Consider the following 25,620-nt stretch of genomic DNA (forward strand, 5'->3'; position numbering starts at 1 on the left):
CTTCATCACGGTATTTTCTTATTGAAGAAAGAGTAATCCAAGTATAAAAAAGTGCGGTAAAATTTCACCGCACTTTTGTGATTAAAATTAAGGGGAAGGCTTTTCCCTTTTCTTATTTCTGTTACTAAATCGCCCAACCGCCTGCATAGAATGCAACAAGTACGATTGCAATAATCACAGTACCTACATTTAAGCGTTTAATATCGCCGCTCACTATTCTTCCAATTACTAATGCCGCAAAACCTAACATAATGCCTGTTACGATGTTAGCGGTAAGTACGATAAACACTGCACAGATTAATCCGCTCATCGCGCCAACGAAATCATCGAAATCTAATTTGCTTACATTGCTTAACATTAATAAACCAACATACATTAATGCTGGAGCAGTTGCGTAGCCTGGTACTAAGAAAGCTAATGGTTGGAAGAAAAGCATTAATAGGAATAACACACCAACAACGATAGCAGTAATACCTGTTTTACCGCCTGCTGCTGTCCCTGCTGCTGACTCAATATAAACGGCAGCTGGTGCTGTACCGAATAAGCCTGAGAATAAGCTACTGATTGAGTCTGAAGTTAGGGCTTTACCGCCATTGATAATTTGACCATCTTTATCAAGCAAGTCTGCTTGACCTGCAACTGCACGAATTGTACCAGTCGCATCAAATACGGCAGTCATCACCAAAGCAAATACCACAGGCAAGATTGCGGGTTGTAGTGCGCCCATAAAGTCTAATTGTAAGAAGAGAGAATTTTCACCAAAGGTTGGCATTTTGAAAATCTCTCCGCCAAATTTTACATTTGGATCAAAAATTAAACCTACGATAGTAATAGCGATAATTACCCATAAAATACCGCCTTTAATTTTCATTTTTTCAAGGCCAATAATTAACGCTAAACCAATTAAGGACATCATGACTGGGAATGAGGTGAAATCGCCTAATTTTACTGGCAAGCCCGCTTGGTTGCTGACGACTAAACCAACACCGTTTGCGGCAATTAAAAGTAAAAAGAGTCCGATACCGATTCCTGCTCCATGAGCGATACTGGATGGTAAATTACGCAAGATCCATGCACGGATACCTGTGGCAGAAATTAAGGTAAACACAACCCCCATTAAGAATACTGCACCTAGCGCAACGGGAATGGCGACCTTTTGACCAATCACTAAGCTAAATGCTGTAAAAGCAGTAAGAGAAATTGCACAACCAATTGCCATTGGTGCATTTGCCCATAAGCCGATTAAGATAGAGCCTAATCCTGCAACTAAACAGGTGGCAATAAAGACAGATTCCGCAGGAAAACCTGCAGCACCCAGCATATTGGGTACCACGATGACAGAATAAACCATTGCTAAGAACGTGGTTAAACCCGCGATAATTTCTTGACGAACAGTTGAACCACGTTGTTTGAGCTCAAATGTTTTTTCTAAAGTTGGCATAGTGTTCCTTGAAGTTAAGTAAAAAATTGGAAGTAATAAGGTGCACTATTTTACATCATAAAAATGATAAGTAAACGTTTGCGTGGGTTTTATTTAGGATAAAGTGCGGTCAAAATTATGAATAGTTATGAAATAATCTATTTGCTGATTTTCTCTACAAATGAGACTGCGAGTTCGCAGAAAAACTGCTATACTTGTCGCGTTTTTTAACTTGATAAAATGAAGGAAACAAAATGGCTGATTTTAATCAAATTTTAACGCCAGGCGATGTAGATGCTGGCATTATCAATGTAGTAAATGAAATTCCAGAAGGTAGCTGCCATAAAATCGAATGGAACCGTAAAGTTGCGGCATTCCAATTAGATCGTGTTGAGCCAGCAATTTTTGCAAAACCAACTAACTATGGCTTTATTCCGCAAACTTTAGATGAAGATGGCGATGAGTTAGATGTGTTATTAATCACTCGCCAACCATTAGCAACAGGTGTATTCCTTGAAGCTAAAGTAATTGGTGTCATGAAATTTGTTGATGATGGCGAAGTGGATGACAAAATCGTTTGTGTTCCTGCAGATGATCGTGATACAGGAAATGCTTACAATTCATTAGCAGATTTACCAGCAAACTTAATTAAACAAATTGAGTTCCATTTCAATAACTATAAAGCGCTTAAGAAACCTGGCTCAACGAAAGTGACCCATTGGGGCGATGTAGAAGAAGCGAAAGAAGTGATTCGTGAATCTATTAAACGTTGGAATGAGCGTTAATTAATTAAAGACGTTTGATTGTAAAAGTCCCTGATTCTTTGAGTCGGGGATTTTTTATATGAGTTTCAGAGATTTAGATAATAAAAAAACACCTTTCGGTGCTTACTTTATTTTTAAGTGGTGGGTCGTGAAGGATTCGAACCTTCGACCAACGGATTAAAAGTCCGCTGCTCTACCGACTGAGCTAACGACCCAAAAGACTGATTTTAAAATTAATTTTAAAACCTTTAGATTGGTGTTTAAATGGTGCCCGAAGCCAGACTTGAACTGGCACGCCTCGAAAGGCGAGGGATTTTAAATCCCTTGTGTCTACCGATTCCACCACTCGGGCAAATTGGAGCGGGAAACGAGGCTCGAACTCGCGACCCCGACCTTGGCAAGGTCGTGCTCTACCAACTGAGCTATTCCCGCATTTATCACTAATCAGCACTGCTGCGTGACAACGGGGCGTATTTTACGGATTTATATATTGCTGTCAAACGAAAAAAATAAAAAATATTTTATTTGATTAAAAATAACTCAAATATAGATGGTTATCATAAAAAATAACTGTGTTTTATTTAAATTTATAATTGAATATTATCTAGCAAGCTTCCTTTTGCTACTTGTAAATATTGGATCATTGACCATATAGTTAAAATAGCGGCGATATAAAGTAAGATAATTGCTGCTATTTCCATATAGTTGTTATAACGCCATAATAATCCGCCCAGTGCTAACATTTGCGCTGTGGTTTTCCATTTTCCCCACCAAGAGACTGCGACTTTGCTACGTTCCCCAAGCTCTGCCATCCATTCACGTAATGCGGAGATGATAATTTCACGAGAAATCATAATAATGGCAGGAATGGTTATCCAAAATGTATGTTGATGTTCGACAATTAAAACTAGTGCAACCACTACCATTACTTTATCAGCAACAGGATCAAGAAATGCACCAAAGCGCGTGGTCTGTTTCCATTTACGAGCTAGATAGCCATCTAGCCAGTCAGTGACACCTGCAATAAAAAAAATGAGCGTTGTGATGAAAGGAGATGATTCAATGGGTAAATAAAATGCAATCACGAAAAAAGGAATCAAAATGACTCGAAAGATCGTTAGGAAAATTGGGATATTGAATTTCATAGAAAAATTGACCGCACTTTAGCTAAAGATGGTTTATTCTAAATTATCTCTGATGATAAAAAAAGCCACCTAAGGTCGCTTTTTATAAATAATTGATAAAATTAAAGCTCGTTAGCATCTATTTTAGGGATTCTGTGTAGACGTCAGAATTATTTGTTGTTTTCTCTTTATTTTTTCCATTGCCTAATACCGCAGATGAAGTAAAATCAGGTGCGGATAGGAATTGAAACCATAGTTATTTTTGCCCTATAAGTTAATTTAAATAAGGAAATATATGCAAACAAAATATGATCTTTCAACAATGTTTATTCATTCTGGTCGTCAAAAACGTTTTTCACAAGGATCGGTAAACCCTGTTTTACAGCGAGCTTCTTCATTACTATTTGACAGTATTGAAGATAAAAAACACGCTACTCAACATAGAGCAAAAGGCGAATTATTTTATGGCAGAAGAGGGACGCTAACACATTTTGCTTTACAAGATTTAATGTGCGAAATGGAGGGGGGGGCAGGTTGTTATCTTTATCCTTGTGGTACAGCAGCAGTAACTAATTCGATTCTTTCTTTTGTTAAAACTGGCGACCATGTGTTAATGAGTGGCGCAGCTTACGAGCCAACCCAAAATTTCTGTAATATTGTGCTGAAAAAAATGCAGATCGATATAACTTATTACGATCCTCTTATTGGTGCAGATATTGCAACGCTTATTCAACCGAATACAAAAGTACTTTTCTTAGAAGCACCGAGTTCTATTACAATGGAAATTCCTGATATTCCGACTATTGTGAAGGCTGCAAGAAAGGTGAACCCTAATATTGTGATTATGATTGATAATACTTGGTCGGCAGGTGTTCTATTTAAAGCGTTAGAGCATGATATTGATATTTCTATTCAGGCGGGTACGAAATATTTAGTGGGTCATTCAGATATTATGATTGGTACTGCTGTTGCGAATGCACGAACTTGGGATCAACTTAGAGAACATTCCTATTTAATGGGGCAAATGGTTGATGCAGATTCTGCTTATACGACTGCTCGTGGTATCCGTACATTGGGGGTACGATTAAAACAACATCAGGAAAGCAGTATTAAAGTGGCAAAATGGTTGAGTGAGCAACCAGAAGTAAAAACTGTGTATCATCCAGCTTTACCAAGTTGCCCTGGTCATGAATTCTTTTTACGTGATTTTAGTGGAAGCAGCGGTTTATTTTCTTTTGAATTAACCCAGCGATTAACTTCAGAGCAAGTATCAAAATTTATGGATCATTTTCAACTGTTCGCTATGGCTTATTCATGGGGAGGATTTGAGTCTCTAATTCTTTGTAATCAACCAGAAGAAATTGCACATATTCGTCCAAATATTAAACGTAATCTTACAGGTTCATTAATTCGTGTGCATATTGGTTTTGAAAATGTGGATGAACTAATTGCAGATTTGAAAGCTGGTTTTGAGCGAATTGCTTAAAAGTGCGGATAAAAAAATGCCTGTTTTACACAGGCATTTTTTATAGGATTATTTTTGTTCTGAAACTAAACCAATTTGGGTACCGTCAGCAAAATGAATTGAAGTCCCAATAATATCGACTTGAATACTTTTTCCTTGTTGTAAGTGAGGACGAATTTGAGAAAGCACGGCTTCTTCATCGGTTGATAAGGTAACGACTTCATTTGCTTTTGGTGCAACTGTTTTTCCAAATTGTAATGCAGGAAGATTTGCTACATAGAACGGCTGATTATTTTCTTTGTAAATAGTGAGCCATTGTACTTCTGAAATTGCTTTATCGCTTAAATTTCATTGTTTATTCCTATTGAAGTGGTTAAATAATAGTTCAGTGGCGTTAATTATAGATCATATAGTTTGGTATGGCAGTCTTTTCTTTTGAAAGTTCATAGAAGTTGTTTTATCATATTTTTCGTTTTCCTTAATCAACAGAGAAATACAGTGAAACATATTCATATCTTAGGTATTTGTGGCACATTTATGGGCGGTGTGGCGATGATAGCTAAACAAATGGGCTATCACGTAACGGGTTCCGATACTAATGTTTACCCTCCAATGAGCACTTTTTTAGAAGAGCAAGGTATCGAGATTATTCCAAATTATGATGTTGCACAATTACAACCTGCGCCTGATATGGTAATTGTTGGTAATGCGATGAAACGTGGTAATCCTTGCGTAGAATATGTGTTGGAAAATAATTTGAAATATACATCTGGCCCTCAATGGTTACATGATCATTTATTGCGAGATCGTTGGGTATTGGCGGTTTCAGGTACGCATGGAAAAACAACGACAACAGGTATGCTAACGTGGATCTTAGAACAAAATGGCTTAAAACCAGGTTTTTTAATCGGAGGAATTGCGGGTAATTTTGGCATTTCTGCCCGTTTAGGCGTAAGCCCTTATTTTGTTATTGAAGCTGATGAATATGATACAGCTTTCTTTGATAAACGTTCTAAATTTGTCCATTACAATCCTCGTACACTTATCGTAAATAACATTAGTTTTGACCATGCAGATATTTTTGATGATCTCAAAGCGATCCAACGCCAATTTCATCATATGATTCGAACTATCCCAGCCAGTGGCTTGGTATTAAGTTCGGCGAGTGAACAAAGTGCAAAAGAAACTTTGGCATTGGGATGTTGGTCTCAACAGCAATTTTTAGGCAAAGATAACGAGTGGTTTGCTGAACGTATTACAAATGATGCTTCACATTTTGCTGTCTTCCATCATGGAGAAAAAGTGGCAGAAGTAAAATGGAATGTAGTGGGACAACATAATATGCATAATGCGTTAATGGCGATCGCTGCGGCTCATCATACTGGCGTTGCTATTGAAGATGCGTGCAAAGCGTTGGGATCTTTTGTGAATGCTAAACGTCGTTTAGAAGTGAAAGGCGAAGTTAATAGCATTACAGTTTATGATGATTTTGCTCATCATCCAGAAGCTATTTTTGCTACGCTAACCGCTTTACGAGATAAAGTGGGTGGTGGTGTGCGAATTCTTGCAGTGCTTGAACCTCGTTCTAACACAATGAAAATAGGGGTTCATAAAGATGAAATTGCGCCTGTGCTTGGCCGAGCTGATGCCGTGTTTATGCTTCAACCTGAACAACTTTCTTGGGAAGTGGCAGATATTGCAAACCAATGTGTACAACCTGCTTATTGGAATGCAAATTTAGATCGATTAGTGGATATGATTGTTGCAGAGGCTCAACCTACGGATCATATTTTAGTGATGTCTAACGGCAGTTTTGGTGGCATTCATCAAAAAATTCTTGATAAGCTAAAACTGAAATAATAAAAGTGCGGTTAATTTAGAACCTGTTTTTAAATTGACTGTACTTTTTATTTCTGACTTTTAGGCTATATTTATTTTTAATTTGTAATTCATAAAAAGGAACATTTATACAATGGCTGATCCACATATTAAATCACCGATGGATTTTTTAGATTATCTGACTGTTATTATTTACCGAACTGGTTTTGTGATAGCGGCGTTGGCTGTTCTTACAGTGAGTTGGTATCCAGATTTATCGCTCACATTTATATTAATTGCGGCAACCTGTTGTGCCTCTTCGTTACACATTTACTTAAAATCTTTTCGATTGCTTTTTCAATTTGCTACTTGGATAGGATTACTTTTTTATATTAATCATTATCCTGCGTTGGCTCTTGGCGGTGCGTTACTTACTTTAGGTGGTTTGTGTTTTAAAGAATATTTTTGTTTCCGCGTGCCTTTGCTAAATTTACAGCCGATATTTGTGGCTTGCTTGTGGTTTTCGTGGGTGTTAAATAATCTTATTGCACTACGCATTTTTTCTATTATTTCTGGCGTATTACTTTTAGTTTTAGCGATACAAAAATGGCGAATGCCTTTGCATTTTGATATTGGAGATAAAACTAAATATCAAATTTAGCAAAGAAAATGACCGCACTTTTATGTGCGGTCATTGTTTTTAGAAAGATTTATTTAGCTAAACATTCCATGTAGCTATCTGCAGTAGATTGCAAGAATGTTGCATAAGAATTTTTACCTAAAGTAACTTTATCGCCAATTGGGTCGAGTTGTCCTACATTGACTTTAGTATTTTTCGCTAAAGACTCAATCACTTTTGGCGTAAATTGAGGCTCTGCGAATAAGCAATTTACTTTATGTTCATCAATTTCTTCTTTAATGTGCGCTAAAGTTTTTGCACCCGGTGCTACTAATGGATTGATGGTGAAGTAACCCGTTTGTTTTAACCCATAAGCATCGTTGAAATAACCATAAGCATCGTGGAAAACGTAGAAACCTTTATCTTTAACATTTGCAAGTTGTGCCGTAATTTTTTCACTTTGTTCTGCCAAAGTGCGGTTAAAATCTGAAAGATTTTGTGCAATTAACGCTTTTTTATCTGGGAATTGTGCAGTTAATTTATCCGCTACTTTTTGTGCAACAATTTTGCTGATAGCTGGAGAATACCAAACGTGCCAGTTTGTTGTTAAACCCTCGTGATGATCGTGATCATGATGTTCGTGATCGTGTTTATGCTCGTGTTTATGATCATGTTTGTGTTCGTGCTTATGGTCATGATCATGATCGCCATCTTCATGGAAATGCTCATGGTGAGCTTTACTTAATAAAGGTTTTACATCCGCAAGATCGGCAATGGTAATCACTTTTTTACGTTCAATTTGGCTAATTGGTTTGTCTAAGAATGAATCAATGTCTTCACCAATCCATACAACTAAATCTGCAGATTTTACTTTTTGAATATCAGATAATTTCAAATTGTAATCATGCGGAGAGGCACCTGCAGGAACAAGGACTTGTGTACCAGTTACGCCATCTGCAATAGATGAAACAATAAAGCCTAAAGGTTTTGCTGATGCTAATACATCGGCATTCGCCATCATTGGCGCACTTAAAAGTGCGGCAGAAATGGCACTAATTTTTAAAAGTTTTTTCATATTTATGTTTCCTTACTTGTTGGTAGTAATTCTCAAAGGGAAAAAAGAGTACGCCTTTTTATATAAATTGCAACGATTTTATAGTAAAAAGAGGGAAAATTTTTCATTTTCAAAGTCAATAGGTTTCATTCAATAAAAAATGCACATTTATGGTCAATGTGCATTTTCAAGAGGTGATTAAGATTTTTTCTTTAGTAATTTATCTATTACACGAGAAACGGCAAAAAAACCAAAGGTTGCCGTAATCATCGTGGCTGCACCAAATCCGTTTGCGCAATTCATTGTGGCAGAAATAGAACAGTCTTCTGTCATTTGTGGGAATATTAAAGGTTGTGTTGAAAATATCGCATCGATACTAAATTTGCGTTTTGGATTTTGGCTAAAATTGTAATCCTTGCGTAAAACTGACCGCACTTTGGCGAGCAGCGGATCTTGAATGGTTTTACTGAGATCGGCAATTTGAATTTGGGTTGGATCAGTTTGACCACCAGCACCGCCAATAGTAATCACATTAATTTTGTTACGTTTACAATAAGCAATCAGCGACGCTTTAGTTTTCACATTGTCAATGGCATCAATCACATAGTCATAGCCTCGGTTGAGATAATCCGATTGATTCTCTGGCGAGATAAAATCATCAATAATATTGACGGTACATTCTGGGTTAATTAATTTTACTCGCTCTGACATGACTTCAGTTTTTAATTTGCCGATTGTGCCGCTCATCGCAGGAAGTTGGCGATTGATATTTGTGACGCAAATATCATCCATATCAATTAATGTGAGTTCACCAATACCTGAACGTGCTAAGGCCTCCACGACCCAAGAACCCACACCACCAATGCCTATTACGCAAATATGCGCTTGGCGTAAGCGTGCTAAGCCATCAGGCGTATAAAGTCGCCCAATGCCACCAAAGCGTTGTTCGTAATTATCTATTCTAGCCATTACCGTAATACCCATACTCTACCGTAGTGTTTTGAAAGCCCTGCAATATGTCCCGCTCTAGCACCGATACCACGATATAAGTCAAAGTGATGACCTTTCACTGCTCCGCCTACATCAAGTGCAACCATTAAGTGTAATTTGTGTGTGCCAAGCCAGTTTCCGTTATTATCAATGTCGGGTACTTCGACTAAAAGCACAGAACCAGATGGGATAATATTGTGATCTGATGCCACTGAAGCCATTGCTACAAGAGGAACGCCCGCAGAGCCTTTCACTTTGCCACTTGGATCATTTTTAAAGAATACATAAGATTCATTGCGTTCTAACAAGCTTTGTACACGAGAGGGATTACGATTACCCCATTCTCGAATTGCTTGAATAGACATTTTTTCTTTTGGAATTTCGCCATCTTCTACTAATAAACGCCCGATAGCCGTGTAAGGGTAACCATTTTGTCCTGCGTAAGCAAAATAGTTAAGATTGCCATCGCCAAAATCTACATAGCCACTGCCTTGTACACCAAGTAAAAAGTTTTCTAACATTGAATCGCTATATGCTAACTCTAATCTTTTTCCCGTTAATGCGCCCGCATAAATTTGTGCTCGACTTAGACGTTTTTTTACAGGCATACGATAAATTGGATTTTTAAATTGACCTTGTGGGGAATGACGAGCATAAAGTATAGGCGAATAATATCCTGTCATCAGCACATTTTGAAATCCATCAAAGCCACGCATAATTTGTGGTTGGATATTAAATTGAGTGAGTTCATTAATATTTGCCCCAGAAAGAACCCAATTTGTAATCTTTTCATAATTATCGTAAAAATTGGTGGAAAGTTTACTTGAATAATTTTTTATATTGGAAAGCTGTGTTAAAAAATCGCCTTGATTTATTACCGCACTTTGGTTTTCTATATAGGAAACAGGCACAAGAGCGGTTTGCTGATAAGTTCGATTGGTATATTTTGCACCGAATTGTTGAGGATCACTCCCATTTGGGGTGGTTGGAATCTGAGTGTTTTTTGTGTTAGAGGTACAAGCTACCAAAAGTGCGGTAATAATTGAGATAGAAAAAGTTTTGAACCAGAAAGGTTTAAGCATCGACATTTTTTAATTCTAAAGTAAGCTACAATAGGGCTGCATACGCTATCAAAATTTACTGAAAACAACCAGTGTTATTTAGCGGAGTTGATTAATAAAACCACATATTGAACATTTTATTAACAAACAATACGTCAAGTTTTGTTTAATTCTTGCAATTCAATTTTAAGCGAGTATAGTACGCCCCATCAGACGCGGGGTGGAGCAGCTTGGTAGCTCGTCGGGCTCATAACCCGAAGGCCGTCGGTTCAAATCCGGCCCCCGCAACCAACAAATTCTAAAGCCCTGATTTAAGAAAATCGGGGCTTTTCTTTTTACAGTTTAACTCGCTATGATGATCTCAATTAGATCATCTTTTTCTATGCTATAATCCCTCAAAATTTTCAAAATCGGTACCTAAATGAAACAATTATTTGCAACGACTTCTCGTGGCTTTGAAGAATTATTAAAAGTTGAACTCACTGAACTTGGCGCGCAAGAGGCAAAAGTGGTTCAAGGTGGCGTTCATTATCAAGCTGATGACGAAACTTTATACCGTACTTTGCTTTGGTCACGCCTTGCTTCACGCATTTTATTTCCTTTGATTGAAACCAAAATTTACAGTGATTTGGATCTTTATGCGGCTGTTTCAGGCTTTAATTGGTTAGCGCAATTTGATGAACGAGTTACCTTCTTTGTCGATTTTAATGGAACCAACCAAGAAATTCGTCATACTCAATTTGGTGCGATGCGCGTTAAAGATGGAATTGTCGATTACTTTGAACGTCAAGGTAAAACTCGCCCTGATGTAGATAAAATTCAGCCAGACGTACGTATCCATGCTTATTTGAATCGTGAAAATTTAGTGATTTCTTTAGATTTAAGTGGGGAAGCATTACATTTGCGAGGCTATCGTGAAGATGCAGGTCAAGCACCCTTACGTGAAACTCTAGCGGCGGCAATTGTTATGCGTTCAGGTTGGCAAGTGGGTTCTCCATTAGTAGATCCAATGTGTGGTTCTGGCACACTTTTAATTGAAGCGGCACAAATGGAAGCTAAAATTGCGCCGCAACTTTATCGTTTACATTGGGGATTTGATTTTTGGAAAGCGCATAATCAATCGGCTTGGGAAAAAGTAAAAAATGAAGCGATTGAATTAGCAGAAGAAAAACAACGTGAAATTCAACCGCACTTTTATGGATTTGACCTCGATCACCGCGTATTAAAAAAGGCGCAGAAGAATGCACAAAATGCAGGTGTTTCACATTTAATTAAATGGCAGCAAGCTGATGTGGCAGCGTTGAAAAATCCTCGTTTAAATGAAGTCGGTACGATTATCTGTAATCCACCTTATGGGGAACGTTTAGGAACAACACCAGCTTTAATCGCGCTCTATTCTGTATTTGGGCAAAGACTTAAAAAAGAATTTTGCGGTTGGAATGTTTCTGTTTTTAGTAGCGAATCCACATTGCTTGATTGTTTGAGAATGCGTGCCAGCCGACAGTTTAAAGCCAAAAATGGCCCACTAGATTGTGTGCAAAAGAATTATCAAGTTTCAGAACGAAAATCTGACGCAATTACAGATGAAAAGGAATTAGAATTTAACCGCACTTCGGAGGTCGCCCCCGATTTTGCTAATCGATTACAAAAAAATATTAAGAAAATTAGCAAATGGGCAAAGCAACAAGAATTAGACGCTTATCGTTTATATGATGCTGATTTGCCAGAATATAATTTAGCTGTTGATCGTTATGCAGATTACATAGTTGTACAAGAATATGCTGCGCCGAAAAATATTGATGAAAACAAAGCTCGTCAGCGTTTGTTAGATGCCGTTACTGCAACTTTGCAAGTGACAGGTGTGGAAACGAATAAGTTGATCCTCAAAGTTCGTCAGAAACAAAAAGGTACAAATCAATATGAGAAGTTAGCCAATAAAGGCGAATACTTTTATGTGAATGAATATGGCGCACAACTTTGGGTAAATTTGACAGATTATTTAGACACTGGATTATTCTTAGATCACCGTTTAACAAGAAAAATGATTGGTGAGTTGGCAAAGGGTAAAGATTTCTTGAACTTATTTGCTTATACAGGTTCTGCAACTGTTCATGCAGCACTTGGTGGCGCTAAATCGACAACTACCGTTGATATGTCAAATACTTATCTTAATTGGGCGGAGCAAAATCTTATCTTGAATGATATTAAAGGTAAACAACATAAATTAATTCAAGCAGATTGCCTTCAATGGTTAGAAAAATGTGATCGTCAATTTGATTTGATATTTGTGGATCCACCGACGTTTTCAAATTCTAAACGTATGGAAGAGAGTTGGGATGTGCAACGAGATCATGTGAAATTAATGCGCAATTTAAAACGAGTTTTGTCGAATAATGGCACAATTGTTTTTTCGAATAATAAACGTGGATTCAAAATGAATTTAGTTGCGTTGGAAGAATTAGGCTTAAGTGCGGTAGAAATTTCGCATAAAACGTTACCGCTAGATTTTGAACGTAATAAACAAATTCATAATTGTTGGATGATTCAACATATATAATAATTCGCCAAGTTGTAAAAATAGTCGAAAAAATAGTGCATTTTAAACAAACTGAATAAAAAACTATCGCTCAAACATTTTTTTTCAAAAAGTGCTAGACAAGGTTTTATTAAATCATTAATATACGCCTCCGCAACGACGCAGTAACGCGTTCGCGTTCGTAGCTCAGTTGGATAGAGCGTTGGCCTCCGGAGCCAAAGGTCGCAAGTTCGAATCTTGTCGAGCGCGCCAGGTCAGTGCAATAACAACTTTTAATGGTGGCTATAGCTCAGTTGGTAGAGCCCTGGATTGTGATTCCAGTTGTCGTGGGTTCGAATCCCATTAGCCACCCCATCTTATCTTTATAAGATCTGACGGCGAGTAGCGCAGCTTGGTAGCGCAACTGGTTTGGGACCAGTGGGTCGTAGGTTCAAATCCTATCTCGCCGACCACTTTATTTTGCTCTTTAACAATATATCAGACAATCTGTGTGGGCACTTGTTGATTGACTTGTTTTAAAACTATTTTTAATTTTGAAGTCTTAATAGGTGCTTAACTGAAAATTCATCATTACTTTTTTAAGTAGTGTTTTATTTATAGCTAAGCAGTTTATTGAGCGATTGAACTTGAATTGAAGAGTTTGATCATGGCTCAGATTAAACGCTGGCGGCAGGCTTAACACATGCAAGTCGAACGGTAGCAGGAGAAAGCTTGCTTTCTTGCTGACGAGTGGCGGACGGGTGAGTAATGCTTGGGAATCTGGCTTATGGAGGGGGATAACGACGGGAAACTGTCGCTAATACCGCGTAGTGTCGAGAGACGAAAGTGCGGGACTGAGAGGCCGCATGCCATAGGATGAGCCCAAGTGGGATTAGGTAGTTGGTGGGGTAAAGGTCTACCAAGCCTGCGATCTCTAGCTGGTCTGAGAGGATGACCAGCCACACTGGAACTGAGACACGGTCCAGACTCCTACGGGAGGCAGCAGTGGGGAATATTGCGCAATGGGGGGAACCCTGACGCAGCCATGCCGCGTGAATGAAGAAGGCCTTCGGGTTGTAAAGTTCTTTCGGTATTGAGGAAGGTTGATGTGTTAATAGCACATCAAATTGACGTTAAATACAGAAGAAGCACCGGCTAACTCCGTGCCAGCAGCCGCGGTAATACGGAGGGTGCGAGCGTTAATCGGAATAACTGGGCGTAAAGGGCACGCAGGCGGTTATTTAAGTGAGGTGTGAAAGCCCTGGGCTTAACCTAGGAATTGCATTTCAGACTGGGTAACTAGAGTACTTTAGGGAGGGGTAGAATTCCACGTGTAGCGGTGAAATGCGTAGAGATGTGGAGGAATACCGAAGGCGAAGGCAGCCCCTTGGGAATGTACTGACGCTCATGTGCGAAAGCGTGGGGAGCAAACAGGATTAGATACCCTGGTAGTCCACGCTGTAAACGCTGTCGATTTGGGGGTTGGGGTTTAACTCTGGCGCCCGTAGCTAACGTGATAAATCGACCGCCTGGGGAGTACGGCCGCAAGGTTAAAACTCAAATGAATTGACGGGGGCCCGCACAAGCGGTGGAGCATGTGGTTTAATTCGATGCAACGCGAAGAACCTTACCTACTCTTGACATCCTAAGAAGAGCTCAGAGATGAGCTTGTGCCTTCGGGAACTTAGAGACAGGTGCTGCATGGCTGTCGTCAGCTCGTGTTGTGAAATGTTGGGTTAAGTCCCGCAACGAGCGCAACCCTTATCCTTTGTTGCCAGCGACTTGGTCGGGAACTCAAAGGAGACTGCCAGTGATAAACTGGAGGAAGGTGGGGATGACGTCAAGTCATCATGGCCCTTACGAGTAGGGCTACACACGTGCTACAATGGCGTATACAGAGGGAAGCGAAGCTGCGAGGTGGAGCGAATCTCATAAAGTACGTCTAAGTCCGGATTGGAGTCTGCAACTCGACTCCATGAAGTCGGAATCGCTAGTAATCGCGAATCAGAATGTCGCGGTGAATACGTTCCCGGGCCTTGTACACACCGCCCGTCACACCATGGGAGTGGGTTGTACCAGAAGTAGATAGCTTAACCTTTTGGAGGGCGTTTACCACGGTATGATTCATGACTGGGGTGAAGTCGTAACAAGGTAACCGTAGGGGAACCTGCGGTTGGATCACCTCCTTACCCAAGACGAGAGACAGCGAGTGCTCACACAGATTGGCTGATAGTTGTAGACAAGATTAAAAACGAAGCGAAAGCAACGTTGAAAAATAAACGTTAAAAGATAAAAAGAAAATAGAGTATCTTTAATTGATGTCCCCATCGTCTAGAGGCCTAGGACATCGCCCTTTCACGGCGGTAACCGGGGTTCGAATCCCCGTGGGGACGCCAATTAAAGATAACTTTATTAGATTGTCTTACTGTTCTTTAAAAAATTGGAAACAAGCTGAAAACAAGAGATTTTCGAGAGAAAGTCTGAGTAGGCAAGACAGGAAAGTGAAAAGAGGGAACTGAGAAGGAAACTCTAAAAACAAACCTGTTTTGTAAAAAAATCTTGATTGAACAAAAGTAATCAAGTGTTTAGTTGAATTAATGAGGCTGAAAGTGCAGTCAAAGCACGGTATCTATTTTATATTGAGTTTTGAAAACATTTGAGGTTGTATAGTTAAGTGACTAAGCGTACAAGGTGGATGCCTTGGCAATCAGAGGCGAAGAAGGACGTGCTAATCTGCGAAAAGCTTGGATGAGTCGATAAGAGGCGTTTAATCCAAGATATCCGAATGGGGAAACCCAGTAGATGAAGAATCTACTATCAACAAGTGAATTCATAGCTTGTTGAGGCAAACCGGGAGAACTGAAACATCTAAGTACCCCGAGGAAAAGAAATCAACCGAGATTTCGTCAGTAGCGGCGAGCGAAAGCGAAAGAGCCAGTAAGTGATAGCAATATAGTTAGGAGAATGTGTTGGGAAGCACAATCAAAGAGGGTGATAATCCCGTATCTAAAAACCATATTGTGGTACTAAGCTAACGAGAAGTAGGGCGGGACACGTGATATCCTGTTTGAAGAAGGGGGGACCATCCTCCAAGGCTAAATACTCCTGATTGACCGATAGTGAACCAGTACTGTGAAGGAAAGGCGAAAAGAACCCCGGTGAGGGGAGTGAAATAGAACCTGAAACCTTGTACGTACAAGCAGTGGGAGCCCCATCACTTAATCCGATTGGAAGGTGATGAAAAGCAACCGCACTTAAACAATGGTAAGAGGAGCGAAGCGAGTCAAACCACCCAAAAGAAGCAGTGGGATTAAGTGATGGGGTGACTGCGTACCTTTTGTATAATGGGTCAGCGACTTATATTTTGTAGCGAGGTTAACCGAATAGGGGAGCCGAAGGGAAACCGAGTCTTAACTGGGCGTTGAGTTGCAGGGTATAGACCCGAAACCCGGTGATCTAGCCATGGGCAGGTTGAAGGTTGGGTAACACTAACTGGAGGACCGAACCGACTAATGTTGAAAAATTAGCGGATGACTTGTGGCTGGGGGTGAAAGGCCAATCAAACCGGGAGATAGCTGGTTCTCCCCGAAATCTATTTAGGTAGAGCCTTGAGGTGACACCTTTGGGGGTAGAGCACTGTTTCGGCTAGGGGTCCATCCCGGATTACCAACCCGATGCAAACTACGAATACCAAAGAGTGATACTCAGGAGACACACGGCGGGTGCTAACGTCCGTCGTGGAGAGGGAAACAACCCAGACCGCCAGCTAAGGTCCCCAAGTCTATATTAAGTGGGAAACGAAGTGGGAAGGCTTAGACAGCTAGGATGTTGGCTTAGAAGCAGCCATCATTTAAAGAAAGCGTAATAGCTCACTAGTCGAGTCGGTCTGCGCGGAAGATGTAACGGGGCTGAAATATAGCACCGAAGCTGCGGCATCAGGCGTATCACTAATACGCCTTACGATTAACAACCTAGAATGGCGCAAAGCGACATGAAAGGTTGTTCAAGCAACCCGAACGTTGAGTCGGGTATCTTAGAGTGAGGATGATTAGTGATACGCCTGTTGGGTAGGGGAGCGTTGTGTAAGCGGAAGAAGGTTCATCGAGAGATGGGCTGGACGTATCACAAGTGCGAATGCTGACATAAGTAACGATAAAACGGGTGAAAAACCCGTTCGCCGGAAGACCAAGGGTTCCTGTCCAACGTTAATCGGGGCAGGGTAAGTCGGCCCCTAAGGCGAGGCTGAAAAGCGTAGTCGATGGGAAACAGGTTAATATTCCTGTACTTGGTAAAGCTGCGATGTGGGGACGGAGTAGGTTAGGTTATCGCACTGTTGGATATGTGCGTTTAAGTTGGTAGGTGGGAAGTTTAGGCAAATCCGGACTTCCTTAACACAGAGAGATGATGACGAGGCTCTACGGAGCTGAAGTAACTGATACCACACTTCCAGGAAAAGCCACTAAGCGAAAGGCTTTACTAAACCGTACTGAAAACCGACACAGGTGGTCAGGTAGAGAATACTCAGGCGCTTGAGAGAACTCGGGTGAAGGAACTAGGCAAAATAGCACCGTAACTTCGGGAGAAGGTGCGCCGGCGTAGATTGTAAGGGCTAGCCCCTGAAGGTTGAACCGGTCGAAGTGACCAGCTGGCTGCAACTGTTTATTAAAAACACAGCACTCTGCAAACACGAAAGTGGAGGTATAGGGTGTGATGCCTGCCCGGTGCTGGAAGGTTAATTGATGGTGTCATCGCAAGAGAAGCACCTGATCGAAGCCCCAGTAAACGGCGGCCGTAACTATAACGGTCCTAAGGTAGCGAAATTCCTTGTCGGGTAAGTTCCGACCTGCACGAATGGCATAATGATGGCCAGGCTGTCTCCACCCGAGACTCAGTGAAATTGAAATCGCCGTGAAGATGCGGTGTACCCGCGGCTAGACGGAAAGACCCCGTGAACCTTTACTATAGCTTGACACTGAACATTGAATTTTGATGTGTAGGATAGGTGGGAGACTTTGAAGTAGGAACGCCAGTTTCTATGGAGTCATCCTTGAAATACCACCCTTTAACGTTTGATGTTCTAACGAAGATTGCGGAACGTGGTCTCGGACAGTGTCTGGTGGGTAGTTTGACTGGGGCGGTCTCCTCCCAAAGCGTAACGGAGGAGCACGAAGGTTTGCTAATCACGGTCGGACATCGTGAGGTTAGTGCAATGGTATAAGCAAGCTTAACTGCGAGACAGACAAGTCGAGCAGGTACGAAAGTAGGTCATAGTGATCCGGTGGTTCTGAATGGAAGGGCCATCGCTCAACGGATAAAAGGTACTCCGGGGATAACAGGCTGATACCGCCCAAGAGTTCATATCGACGGCGGTGTTTGGCACCTCGATGTCGGCTCATCACATCCTGGGGCTGAAGTAGGTCCCAAGGGTATGGCTGTTCGCCATTTAAAGTGGTACGCGAGCTGGGTTTAGAACGTCGTGAGACAGTTCGGTCCCTATCTGCCGTGGGCGTAGGAGAATTGGTTGGGGCTGCTCCTAGTACGAGAGGACCGGAGTGGACGCACCACTGGTGTTCCGGTTGTGTCGCCAGACGCATTGCCGGGTAGCTAAGTGCGGAAGAGATAAGTGCTGAAAGCATCTAAGCACGAAACTTGCCAAGAGATGAGTTCTCCCAATCTAAGAGATAGTAAGGGTTGTTGTAGACTACGACGTAGATAGGTCAGGTGTGTAAGTGTAGTGATACATTGAGCTAACAGATACTAATTGCCCGAGAGGCTTAACTATACAACGCTCAAGTGTTTTTGGGAGCTAAGTGAAGTAAGAGATGAAAAGCGAAGCAAATAAAAGTAGAGCGGAAACCGAAGTAAAAGACTAAACAAAGAAAAGTAAATATAGAAGACTTAATAGAAAGGAAATTGAGTTCAGCTTGTGACCAATAAGAACGAGTGAAAGGTAGAGTAAAGACTGAGTAACGAGAGATAAAAGAGACGAGAGATAAAAGAGAAGACGAGTTATCAAAGAATTATCTTGGCGGCGATAGTGCGGTGGACCCACCTGAGACCATACCGAACTCAGAAGTGAAACGCTGTAATGCCGATGGTAGTGTGGGGTTTCCCCATGTGAGAGTAGGGCACCGCCAGGTTATCAGATACAAATCTAAATCACATAAAAACAGAACCCTAGTTGAAAAGCTAGGGTTTTTGTTTTTTTCTAAAAATTAAAAATATTTGAATTCCTTGTAAACTTGTTGTATTGCTGTAAAAAATTTCTCTAGATTAATCTTTTAAAGGATAAATGTAATTGTCCATAAATCTACAAATATATTTTAATTTTTTTAAAGTAATTAATAGCCTATATGTACTTTATTCGTACTCTTTACTATTTAGGTAATTGCTATAAATTTAAAACAGAATACATTGCAATTATGTTATAAAGATGCGTTGTTGTTATATGGAAAGTTATGTTAAATTATATAAATAACTTATATTACATAATGCCTCTGTTTTAACTTTCTTCTTCATAGCTTATGCTAATGATATTCCTATAGTAGAAAAGTTAGTGAGAACAACAGGGTATCTTTTGAGGTATATTAATCGGAAAGAAAGGAAAACTAGAAGAAATGTGTATTGACTTTGTTGTTAAGCTAGATTTTAAATTATATTTAAATTTTTAGGTAAGTTTAGTTTCTATTATGGAAAGTAATAGGGTAAAGATAAAACATAATTTTGATATTTATCTATAATTTAAGATGTCGTACTTATTTGGATTTATTATTTAAATTTGCTCTTTAAAGAATACTAAAATTAGTATAGGAAATTATAGTTATGATAAAGCCCGATTAGATTCAATCGGGCTATTTATTCTAAAATTTCTGAGATAGGCTAAATTTGATATTCCTACCTGTTCCAGAAGCCAATTCGCCTAGATAAGGGTTGTATGCTCGATTGAATAAATTATCCACTGTAATCTTAATATTCATACCTTTAATTTTTGCAGGGCTCCAAGAAAGGAATAGGTTATGTAGGCTGTATCCTCTTGAAGCTGGCAATGACCAATATTTTGCTTCAGGGTCACCAGATAATGGCGATCGATCTTGTCTTCTTACAAACTCAGCACGCCAACCTACCGTGAGATAATATTTTGGAACATTGAAACCTAAAGTAGCAGTTGCCTTTCTAGGGGGGATTTCTGCAATCCATGTTGAGGTTTTACCCCATGGGTTTCTTGGTGAGGTGTCACGTTTTCCTTTTACATAAGAATATGTTATCTCACCAAATAAATAAGTGGATTGATAATAAGCTTCTAACTCTGCACCTTGAATAACATAACCTGGCAAATTACGATAATTTCCAATGGGTTTAGGACAAACATGATTGGTATTTGCAGCATTGCCTACACAATTAACTCCTCTGGTTTTAAATATTTCATTTTTACCACGGTGGTAAAAATAAGTAGTTCTAAATTGAAAAGCATCATTTTCCTGAAATAGATGATTGAGAGTAATAATTCCACCCACTCTCGTTTGATTAATCATTTCTTTTTCTAAATTTAAAGAGGTTGCTGTTACAGGCCCAGAAGATTGCTTATATTGCGTCTCATATTGTTCATCAATAACAGGTGCACGCCAAGTTCTACTAAAATTTGTAAATAAACTTAAATAATGGTTTACATCATACTTAAGACCTAAATAATAAGACCAGCCATTATAATTTTTCTGACTATAATTATGCCCTGCAGATATATCATTATATTGTGGTGCTAAATTTTTCTGCCCTATATTATTGATATGGTCATAACGCACTCCTGTGCTAAAAATTATATTCTTCCATTTTATTTGATCTTGTAAATAAAATGCTTGTGTATACTGGCGTCCAGAAGGCATATAATAAGGTTGGAAATAGCCATAATTATAGGTTTTATCTTTCATCTTCCCTTTGTGATACATTAAAGTATTTCTTGTGTTTTTTAACCATTGCAAACCAAATAATAGTTCATGCCGAGTGCTTTTAATATTAAAAGTACTCGTGTTATTTATATCAAAAGTAAGATCTGAATAAGTTATCCAGCTTTGATTACCGAGTGTACCCAGAAATACAGAAGGGGCTTTTTCGGGGCGAGTATCATTTTGTGTGGTTTTACTGTAGCTGAACTGAGTAGATAAGTTAATCCATGGGTTATTTTCAGGTAGATAGTTGTATTTTAATGTGTAATTTTCATCTTTTTGATCTCGATAAACCAGTTTACGTTTCCACGCAATATCAGCACCGAAACGCATTATCTCATCCGAACTTGGTTTAGGTAGGATATCTCTTTTTGCTGCGAAAGGCTCCCAGCCTTTATGAATACCATAAACACTCGATAATGTGAGTAAATGCTCGGGTGAAATTTGCCAATTTAATTTTATTAATCCGGTTTTTTGATTATTTTTTGAAAAAAGAATTTTGCTATTATCGGGTCTTTTATAATCGCCAGCATTTCTTACAGAACCAAATAATAATAAATCAATATTTTTTTGTTCATTTTGTAAAACTAGTGCAGTACTATAAGTTTTTTGGTTATTATTGCTATTATTTCCATACTTTAAAAAACCACCTATTTTTTGGTTTTCTTGCAAGAAATCCCTAGCATCCTTAGTTTCAAATTTTACTGTTCCAGCAAAGCCACCATTACCATATTGAGGAGAATAATTTCCTTTGTCTACTGTTACTCTTCTTAATAATTCAGGCTCAATAAAAATAGAACCCTGTTGGTATTTTTCAAAACTTTTTGTAGCCCCATCTAACTGCACTCTAACATCTTCAGCGTCACCCATTCCATTAATATTTAATGTTTGCCCACCAGGACGAAATCCGCCAGCCATGTTCACACCTGGTAAGATATTAATTAAGTTTGCTGCATTATCAGCTTGTTGTTGTTCGATATTTTTCTGTTTTAATACTGAACGACCAGGTAGTTTATTACTATCATCATTAGTGTTCACAATAATAGGTAATAACTCCTCTCTATTAGAATTAGAAGAATTTTGTTTTGCGGTTACATTTAGTTGAATACCTACAAGGGTAACTAATAAAAAGATACGTTTATTAATTAAAATATTCATATATACCCTTAAATCTTAATGATAATTATTTATATTTATTCTAAGTTTAACGATGATAAAAGCAAGATATTTTTACTTATATAAATTAATTGTAAGATGCAGATTTTTTATAGCCAAATACAACACTCTTTTCAAACAACAAGTCATCGAATTTTATATTCAAAATGGTAAAAATTATTCACTCATCCGTAAACATTTTCAACTTGACAGTAGAACATTGTGACATTGGATTAACCAGTTTAATCATAGTAGAATCAATGGGTTAGCTGTGTTGGGTAAGACGCGAAATTACTCACTTAAATTTAAACTTAACGTGATACAAACGGTTAAAAATGGGCAATTTTTGTAGAAACTTCCTGTTTATACTTTTAGTTCTTCAATTTTTCTCACATTTTCGACAGCTTGATCAGTCTCAACACGTTGTATAAAAGCCGAAAGTTGTGTTAAGTGGCTGAAATCAATTTTGACTGCTCTGCACCAGTTTAGCATAATGTAAAGATAGGCATCTGCAACGGAAATATCTTCTCCAAAATAAATGTGACTTTCTAAATGCTCATTTGCGACTGCAAGTTGATCTAAAATTTGCTCTACTGCTTGTTGGCGAATAGTGTGTGCAAGTGTTTCGTTATCTTTTGCATAGTTTGGCAAACGGAACAGAGGCACAAATGATTTATGCACATCGGAATTAAAAAATGCTAACCAGCGAGCTGCTTTGGCTTTATCACGTACGGTTTTGCTACCAAATAATTTTGAATTAGGATAAAGTTCATCTAAATAGTGCAAAATCGCTTGGTTCTGCGAAAGAACTAAATCGCCATCAACTAATACAGGTACTGCCCCGCGTGGATTCAATGATAAAAATTCAGGTGATTTAATTAACTCACGAGTGACAGGTTCAAATTCATAATCAGCATTTTCACGTATTTTTACCCACTCTAATGCCACATGTGGAACAAATGAACACGCACCAATTAAACCATATAATTTCATAAAATACTCCTGTTGGTTTATGAGCTATTGATGGAATTATACTGTTTTATACGTGGAATATCTAACTTATTAAAATTGCTTCTTACTCTTGTTTAATCGTAAAGTGAACTAATATTATAACAATTTAGATACTTTGATATGTTTTTTAGAGTAATGCTCTGGATATTGATGTCAATTGAAAGATAAATTTTCTATGTTATAGATATAATTTTATAATAGAATAAAGTTCCTAATTGGCTTGAATGCCAAAAAATTTAAAACAGTTATTGTAAGGCTTTGATAATAAAAAAGCGTGGAAATTTTAAAATCCACGCTTTTTTATCTTCTAGAAGGATTATTTTCCGATAACGTCTAATCCGCCCATATATGGACGTAGCACTTCTGGCACGGTAATTGAACCATCGGCATTTTGATAGTTTTCAAGTACAGCCACTAAAGTACGACCAACCGCTAAGCCTGAACCATTTAATGTGTGCACTAAGCGAGTTTTCTTATCGCCTTTTGCTTTACAGCGAGCTTGCATACGGCGAGCTTGGAAATCCCACATATTTGAGCAAGAAGAAATTTCTCGATAAGTATTTTGTGCAGGCACCCAAACTTCTAAATCGTAAGTTTTGCAAGAACCAAAGCCCATATCGCCTGTGCAAAGTAAAACTTTACGGTATGGTAAATTTAATAATTGCAATACTTTTTCCGCATGACCTGTTAATTCTTCAAGTGCTTCCATTGATTTATCTGGATCAACGATTTGTACCATTTCTACTTTATCAAATTGGTGCATACGAATTAAACCACGAGTATCACGACCGTAAGAGCCTGCTTCAGAACGGAAACATGGCGTATGTGCGGTCATTTTTATTGGTAATTCTGCTTCATCAATAATCACGTCACGCACTAAATTAGTGACTGGCACTTCTGCAGTTGGAATTAATGCGTAAGGTTGTTCGCCTTCTAAGGCTAAAGTATGGAATAAATCTTCCCCGAATTTTGGTAATTGCCCTGTACCATAAAGTGTTGCGTGATTTACTAAATAAGGCACATAGGTTTCTAAATAGCCGTGTTGTTCAGTATGAAGATCTAACATGAATTGTGCCAATGCACGGTGCATTTTGGCGATTTGACCTTTCATTACGGCGAAACGCGCACCAGTTAATTTAGCCCCAGCAGCAAAATCTAAGCCATTTGCTTCTTTACCCAAAGTGACATGATCTTTCACTTCAAAATCAAATGTACGCGGTGTACCCCAACGTAAGATTTCTTTATTTTCTGTGTCATCTTTGCCTAATGGCACTTCGTCTGCGGGTAGATTTGGAATACTTAATGCAATTTGATTGATTTCTGCAAGTACCGCATCTAATTGTGCTTTTGCTTCAGTCAATTGATTGCCTATATCATCCATTTCTGCCAATAATGGTGCGATATCTTTACCACGCGCTTTAGCAGCACCAATGGCTTTGGAACGAGCATTACGTTCCGCTTGTAAGTTTTCGGTAGTGACTTGTAAGTTTTTGCGCTGATCTTCTAACGCGGTGAGTTTTTCCGTATCAAGCATAAAGTTGCGTTTTACTTTTAATTTTTCTGCGACTTCTGCTAAATTATTACGGAGTAAATTTGGATCGATCATAGAATTTCCTTACTTTTTTCGTTGAAATGAAAACAACCTTATTCTAGCGTGCTTTCTTCAAATAAACCAGTTTAAAAGCCAACGTATAAAAATAAAGAAAAATTGACCGCACTTTGTATTAGAATCCACGCCCCATTTAGTTAGTGGTGATGCTGATGCTGTTGATATGGTAAAAATTGAGCGTAAGGCGACAGATTCTGCGTATCATGAATTTACAAAAATTCTTACTTCATCCGCTCAATTAATGGCTTTTTTAAATCAATCTGATTTTGTGAAAGCGAGAGCTAAAGTTGAAAATGAAACCGTTCAGCAAATTGCCTCGCATTTTAAGTTTTCTCAAGAAAATAATCTTAATCAATTAATTCTATCCTCTTTTGATCGTAAAGAAGTGGATCAACTTTTTGTGGAATACATTCGTTATGTGAATAATCAAGTGCGCCAAACATTAAATAATGAATTGATTACAAAATGGAAATCGTTATTTGAAAAAAGAAAAATTACGGATTAAAGATGAGCTTTATGAATACCCCAAGAAAAAATCACAAGAATAGTAGAAAGCCGACAAATGTCGGCTTTTTTGTTGCACTGTTTTTAGTGTTACACCACAGGTTTTTGTCGATAAAACAATAAGCCCGGTAAAGCCAATCCAAATACTATTGCGCCTAGGATAAAACTGGTATTAATAAAGGAGCTAATCATTTGTTCAAATAAAGCATCAGAAAAGCCAAAATGATGAATTTGTACCATTGAAATCATTGCTTTATAAGCATGAACACCGGGGATCATGGGGATAATTGCGGCAACGGTGAAGGCTTTGGGATGGGCTAAATAACGATGGGAAAGATGCACGCCTAAAAATCCAATCACGCAAGTGGCAAAGAATGTAGCAAATACAATAGGCATATTAATATGCAGTAATAATGTGCGTGTAACATGCCCAAGTGCGGCTAAAATTGCACAATATTTTAAGGCTTTGGGCGGTACATTAAATACTAAAGCAAAGCCCACCGCTGGAATCGCAGCAAATAGCATATCATCGAGTAATTTCAAGATAAATATTGTGATGTCTAATAACATT

The 25,620-nt window shown here is 38.8% G+C and carries 15 protein-coding genes, 8 tRNA genes, 3 rRNA genes and 1 pseudogene; 15 read left to right on the forward strand and 12 right to left on the reverse strand.

Annotated elements, in window-relative coordinates:
* Window positions 1–124 precede the first annotated feature (124 nt).
* The gene (locus DQN49_RS05450) at window positions 125–1,441 is read right to left on the reverse strand and encodes an NCS2 family permease (protein ID WP_005627949.1); all 1,317 of its coding nucleotides are present in this window, start codon (window positions 1,439–1,441) and stop codon (window positions 125–127) included.
* 233 nt (window positions 1,442–1,674) lie between these two features.
* On the opposite strand from DQN49_RS05450, the gene DQN49_RS05455 reads away from it, so the two are divergent.
* Window positions 1,675–2,205, forward strand: coding sequence for an inorganic diphosphatase (locus DQN49_RS05455; protein WP_005630160.1), 531 nt, complete (start codon window positions 1,675–1,677; stop codon window positions 2,203–2,205).
* Window positions 2,206–2,323: 118 nt separating this feature from the next.
* Here DQN49_RS05455 and DQN49_RS05460 read toward each other — a convergent pair.
* The 4 genes from DQN49_RS05460 to pgsA form a co-directional block, all read right to left on the reverse strand.
* Window positions 2,324–2,399 (reverse strand) — tRNA-Lys (locus DQN49_RS05460).
* A gap of 50 nt (window positions 2,400–2,449) precedes the next feature.
* Window positions 2,450–2,536 (reverse strand) — tRNA-Leu (locus DQN49_RS05465).
* A 4-nt stretch (window positions 2,537–2,540) separates the two neighbouring features.
* Window positions 2,541–2,616, reverse strand: a tRNA-Gly gene (locus DQN49_RS05470).
* A 155-nt stretch (window positions 2,617–2,771) separates the two neighbouring features.
* Entirely contained in the window at window positions 2,772–3,329 is a 558-nt protein-coding gene (gene pgsA, locus DQN49_RS05475) for a CDP-diacylglycerol--glycerol-3-phosphate 3-phosphatidyltransferase (protein WP_005658075.1), read from the reverse strand.
* Window positions 3,330–3,603: 274 nt separating this feature from the next.
* Here pgsA and metC point away from each other — a divergent pair, with 274 nt between their 5' ends.
* The 3 genes from metC (at window position 3,604) to DQN49_RS05490 (ending at window position 7,252) form a co-directional block, all read left to right on the forward strand.
* Entirely contained in the window at window positions 3,604–4,794 is a 1,191-nt protein-coding gene (gene metC, locus DQN49_RS05480; RefSeq protein ID WP_006996334.1) for a cystathionine beta-lyase, read from the forward strand.
* Between the two features lie 477 nt (window positions 4,795–5,271).
* A complete protein-coding gene (gene mpl, locus DQN49_RS05485) occupies window positions 5,272–6,633 on the forward strand; it encodes a UDP-N-acetylmuramate:L-alanyl-gamma-D-glutamyl-meso-diaminopimelate ligase (RefSeq protein ID WP_006996335.1) in 1,362 nt (453 codons plus the stop codon).
* A gap of 112 nt (window positions 6,634–6,745) precedes the next feature.
* The gene (locus tag DQN49_RS05490; RefSeq protein WP_005653606.1) at window positions 6,746–7,252 is read left to right on the forward strand and encodes a DUF2301 domain-containing membrane protein; all 507 of its coding nucleotides are present in this window, start codon (window positions 6,746–6,748) and stop codon (window positions 7,250–7,252) included.
* A gap of 49 nt (window positions 7,253–7,301) precedes the next feature.
* On the opposite strand, the gene znuA is transcribed toward DQN49_RS05490, so the two are convergent.
* The 3 genes from znuA to mltA all read right to left on the reverse strand — a co-directional run bounded on the left by znuA (window position 7,302) and on the right by mltA (window position 10,342).
* Window positions 7,302–8,285, reverse strand: coding sequence for a zinc ABC transporter substrate-binding protein ZnuA (gene znuA, locus DQN49_RS05495; RefSeq protein WP_006996336.1), 984 nt, complete (start codon window positions 8,283–8,285; stop codon window positions 7,302–7,304).
* Between the two features lie 177 nt (window positions 8,286–8,462).
* Window positions 8,463–9,233, reverse strand: a complete 771-nt coding sequence (gene tcdA / locus DQN49_RS05500; RefSeq protein ID WP_005649626.1) for a tRNA cyclic N6-threonylcarbamoyladenosine(37) synthase TcdA — start codon at window positions 9,231–9,233, stop codon at window positions 8,463–8,465.
* Window positions 9,233–10,342 (reverse strand): murein transglycosylase A, encoded by a 1,110-nt coding sequence (gene mltA / locus DQN49_RS05505; RefSeq protein WP_013527542.1) that lies wholly within the window; start codon window positions 10,340–10,342, stop codon window positions 9,233–9,235. The genes tcdA and mltA overlap by 1 nt, the downstream gene beginning before the upstream one ends.
* 187 nt (window positions 10,343–10,529) lie before the next feature.
* Here mltA and DQN49_RS05510 point away from each other — a divergent pair.
* From DQN49_RS05510 to rrf, 9 genes are all read left to right on the forward strand, one after another.
* Window positions 10,530–10,606: transfer RNA gene (locus DQN49_RS05510), tRNA-Met, on the forward strand.
* Between the two features lie 130 nt (window positions 10,607–10,736).
* On the forward strand, window positions 10,737–12,872 hold the full coding sequence (gene rlmKL, locus DQN49_RS05515; RefSeq protein ID WP_006996339.1) for a bifunctional 23S rRNA (guanine(2069)-N(7))-methyltransferase RlmK/23S rRNA (guanine(2445)-N(2))-methyltransferase RlmL: 2,136 nt from the start codon (window positions 10,737–10,739) through the stop codon (window positions 12,870–12,872).
* Between the two features lie 154 nt (window positions 12,873–13,026).
* Window positions 13,027–13,103 (forward strand) — tRNA-Arg (locus DQN49_RS05520).
* Window positions 13,104–13,129: 26 nt separating this feature from the next.
* A tRNA-His gene (locus DQN49_RS05525) sits at window positions 13,130–13,205 on the forward strand.
* 21 nt (window positions 13,206–13,226) lie between these two features.
* Window positions 13,227–13,303, forward strand: a tRNA-Pro gene (locus DQN49_RS05530).
* Window positions 13,304–13,479: 176 nt separating this feature from the next.
* Window positions 13,480–15,019 (forward strand): 16S ribosomal RNA (locus DQN49_RS05535).
* 131 nt (window positions 15,020–15,150) lie between these two features.
* Window positions 15,151–15,226 (forward strand) — tRNA-Glu (locus DQN49_RS05540).
* Between the two features lie 272 nt (window positions 15,227–15,498).
* Window positions 15,499–18,612 (forward strand): 23S ribosomal RNA (locus DQN49_RS05545).
* Between the two features lie 242 nt (window positions 18,613–18,854).
* A 5S ribosomal RNA gene (gene rrf, locus DQN49_RS05550) occupies window positions 18,855–18,970 on the forward strand.
* Together the 16S, 23S and 5S rRNA genes with 4 tRNA genes alongside form the textbook arrangement of a ribosomal RNA operon.
* 720 nt (window positions 18,971–19,690) lie before the next feature.
* Here rrf and DQN49_RS05555 read toward each other — a convergent pair.
* Window positions 19,691–21,928, reverse strand: a complete 2,238-nt coding sequence (locus tag DQN49_RS05555) for a TonB-dependent hemoglobin/transferrin/lactoferrin family receptor (RefSeq protein WP_006996340.1) — start codon at window positions 21,926–21,928, stop codon at window positions 19,691–19,693.
* A gap of 109 nt (window positions 21,929–22,037) precedes the next feature.
* On the opposite strand from DQN49_RS05555, the pseudogene DQN49_RS05560 reads away from it, so the two are divergent.
* A pseudogene (locus tag DQN49_RS05560) lies at window positions 22,038–22,271 on the forward strand (helix-turn-helix domain-containing protein); the annotation flags it as partial.
* Between the two features lie 17 nt (window positions 22,272–22,288).
* On the opposite strand, the gene DQN49_RS05565 reads toward DQN49_RS05560, so the two are convergent.
* Window positions 22,289–22,918, reverse strand: a complete 630-nt coding sequence (locus tag DQN49_RS05565) for a glutathione S-transferase family protein (RefSeq protein WP_006996342.1) — start codon at window positions 22,916–22,918, stop codon at window positions 22,289–22,291.
* Between the two features lie 334 nt (window positions 22,919–23,252).
* Window positions 23,253–24,542 carry a serine--tRNA ligase gene (gene serS / locus DQN49_RS05570; protein WP_006996343.1) on the reverse strand — a complete coding sequence of 430 codons (1,290 nt, stop codon included), beginning with the start codon at window positions 24,540–24,542 and terminating at the stop codon, window positions 23,253–23,255.
* Window positions 24,543–24,708: 166 nt separating this feature from the next.
* On the opposite strand from serS, the gene DQN49_RS05575 reads away from it, so the two are divergent.
* Window positions 24,709–25,050 (forward strand): hypothetical protein, encoded by a 342-nt coding sequence (locus tag DQN49_RS05575; RefSeq protein WP_006996344.1) that lies wholly within the window; start codon window positions 24,709–24,711, stop codon window positions 25,048–25,050.
* 89 nt (window positions 25,051–25,139) lie between these two features.
* Here DQN49_RS05575 and DQN49_RS05580 read toward each other — a convergent pair whose 3' ends face one another.
* On the reverse strand, window positions 25,140–25,619 hold the full coding sequence (locus tag DQN49_RS05580; protein WP_005628250.1) for a threonine/serine exporter family protein: 480 nt from the start codon (window positions 25,617–25,619) through the stop codon (window positions 25,140–25,142).
* Between the last annotated feature and the right edge of the window lies 1 nt (window position 25,620).

This window comes from Haemophilus aegyptius, assembly GCF_900475885.1.
Lineage (GTDB): Bacteria > Pseudomonadota > Gammaproteobacteria > Enterobacterales > Pasteurellaceae > Haemophilus > Haemophilus influenzae.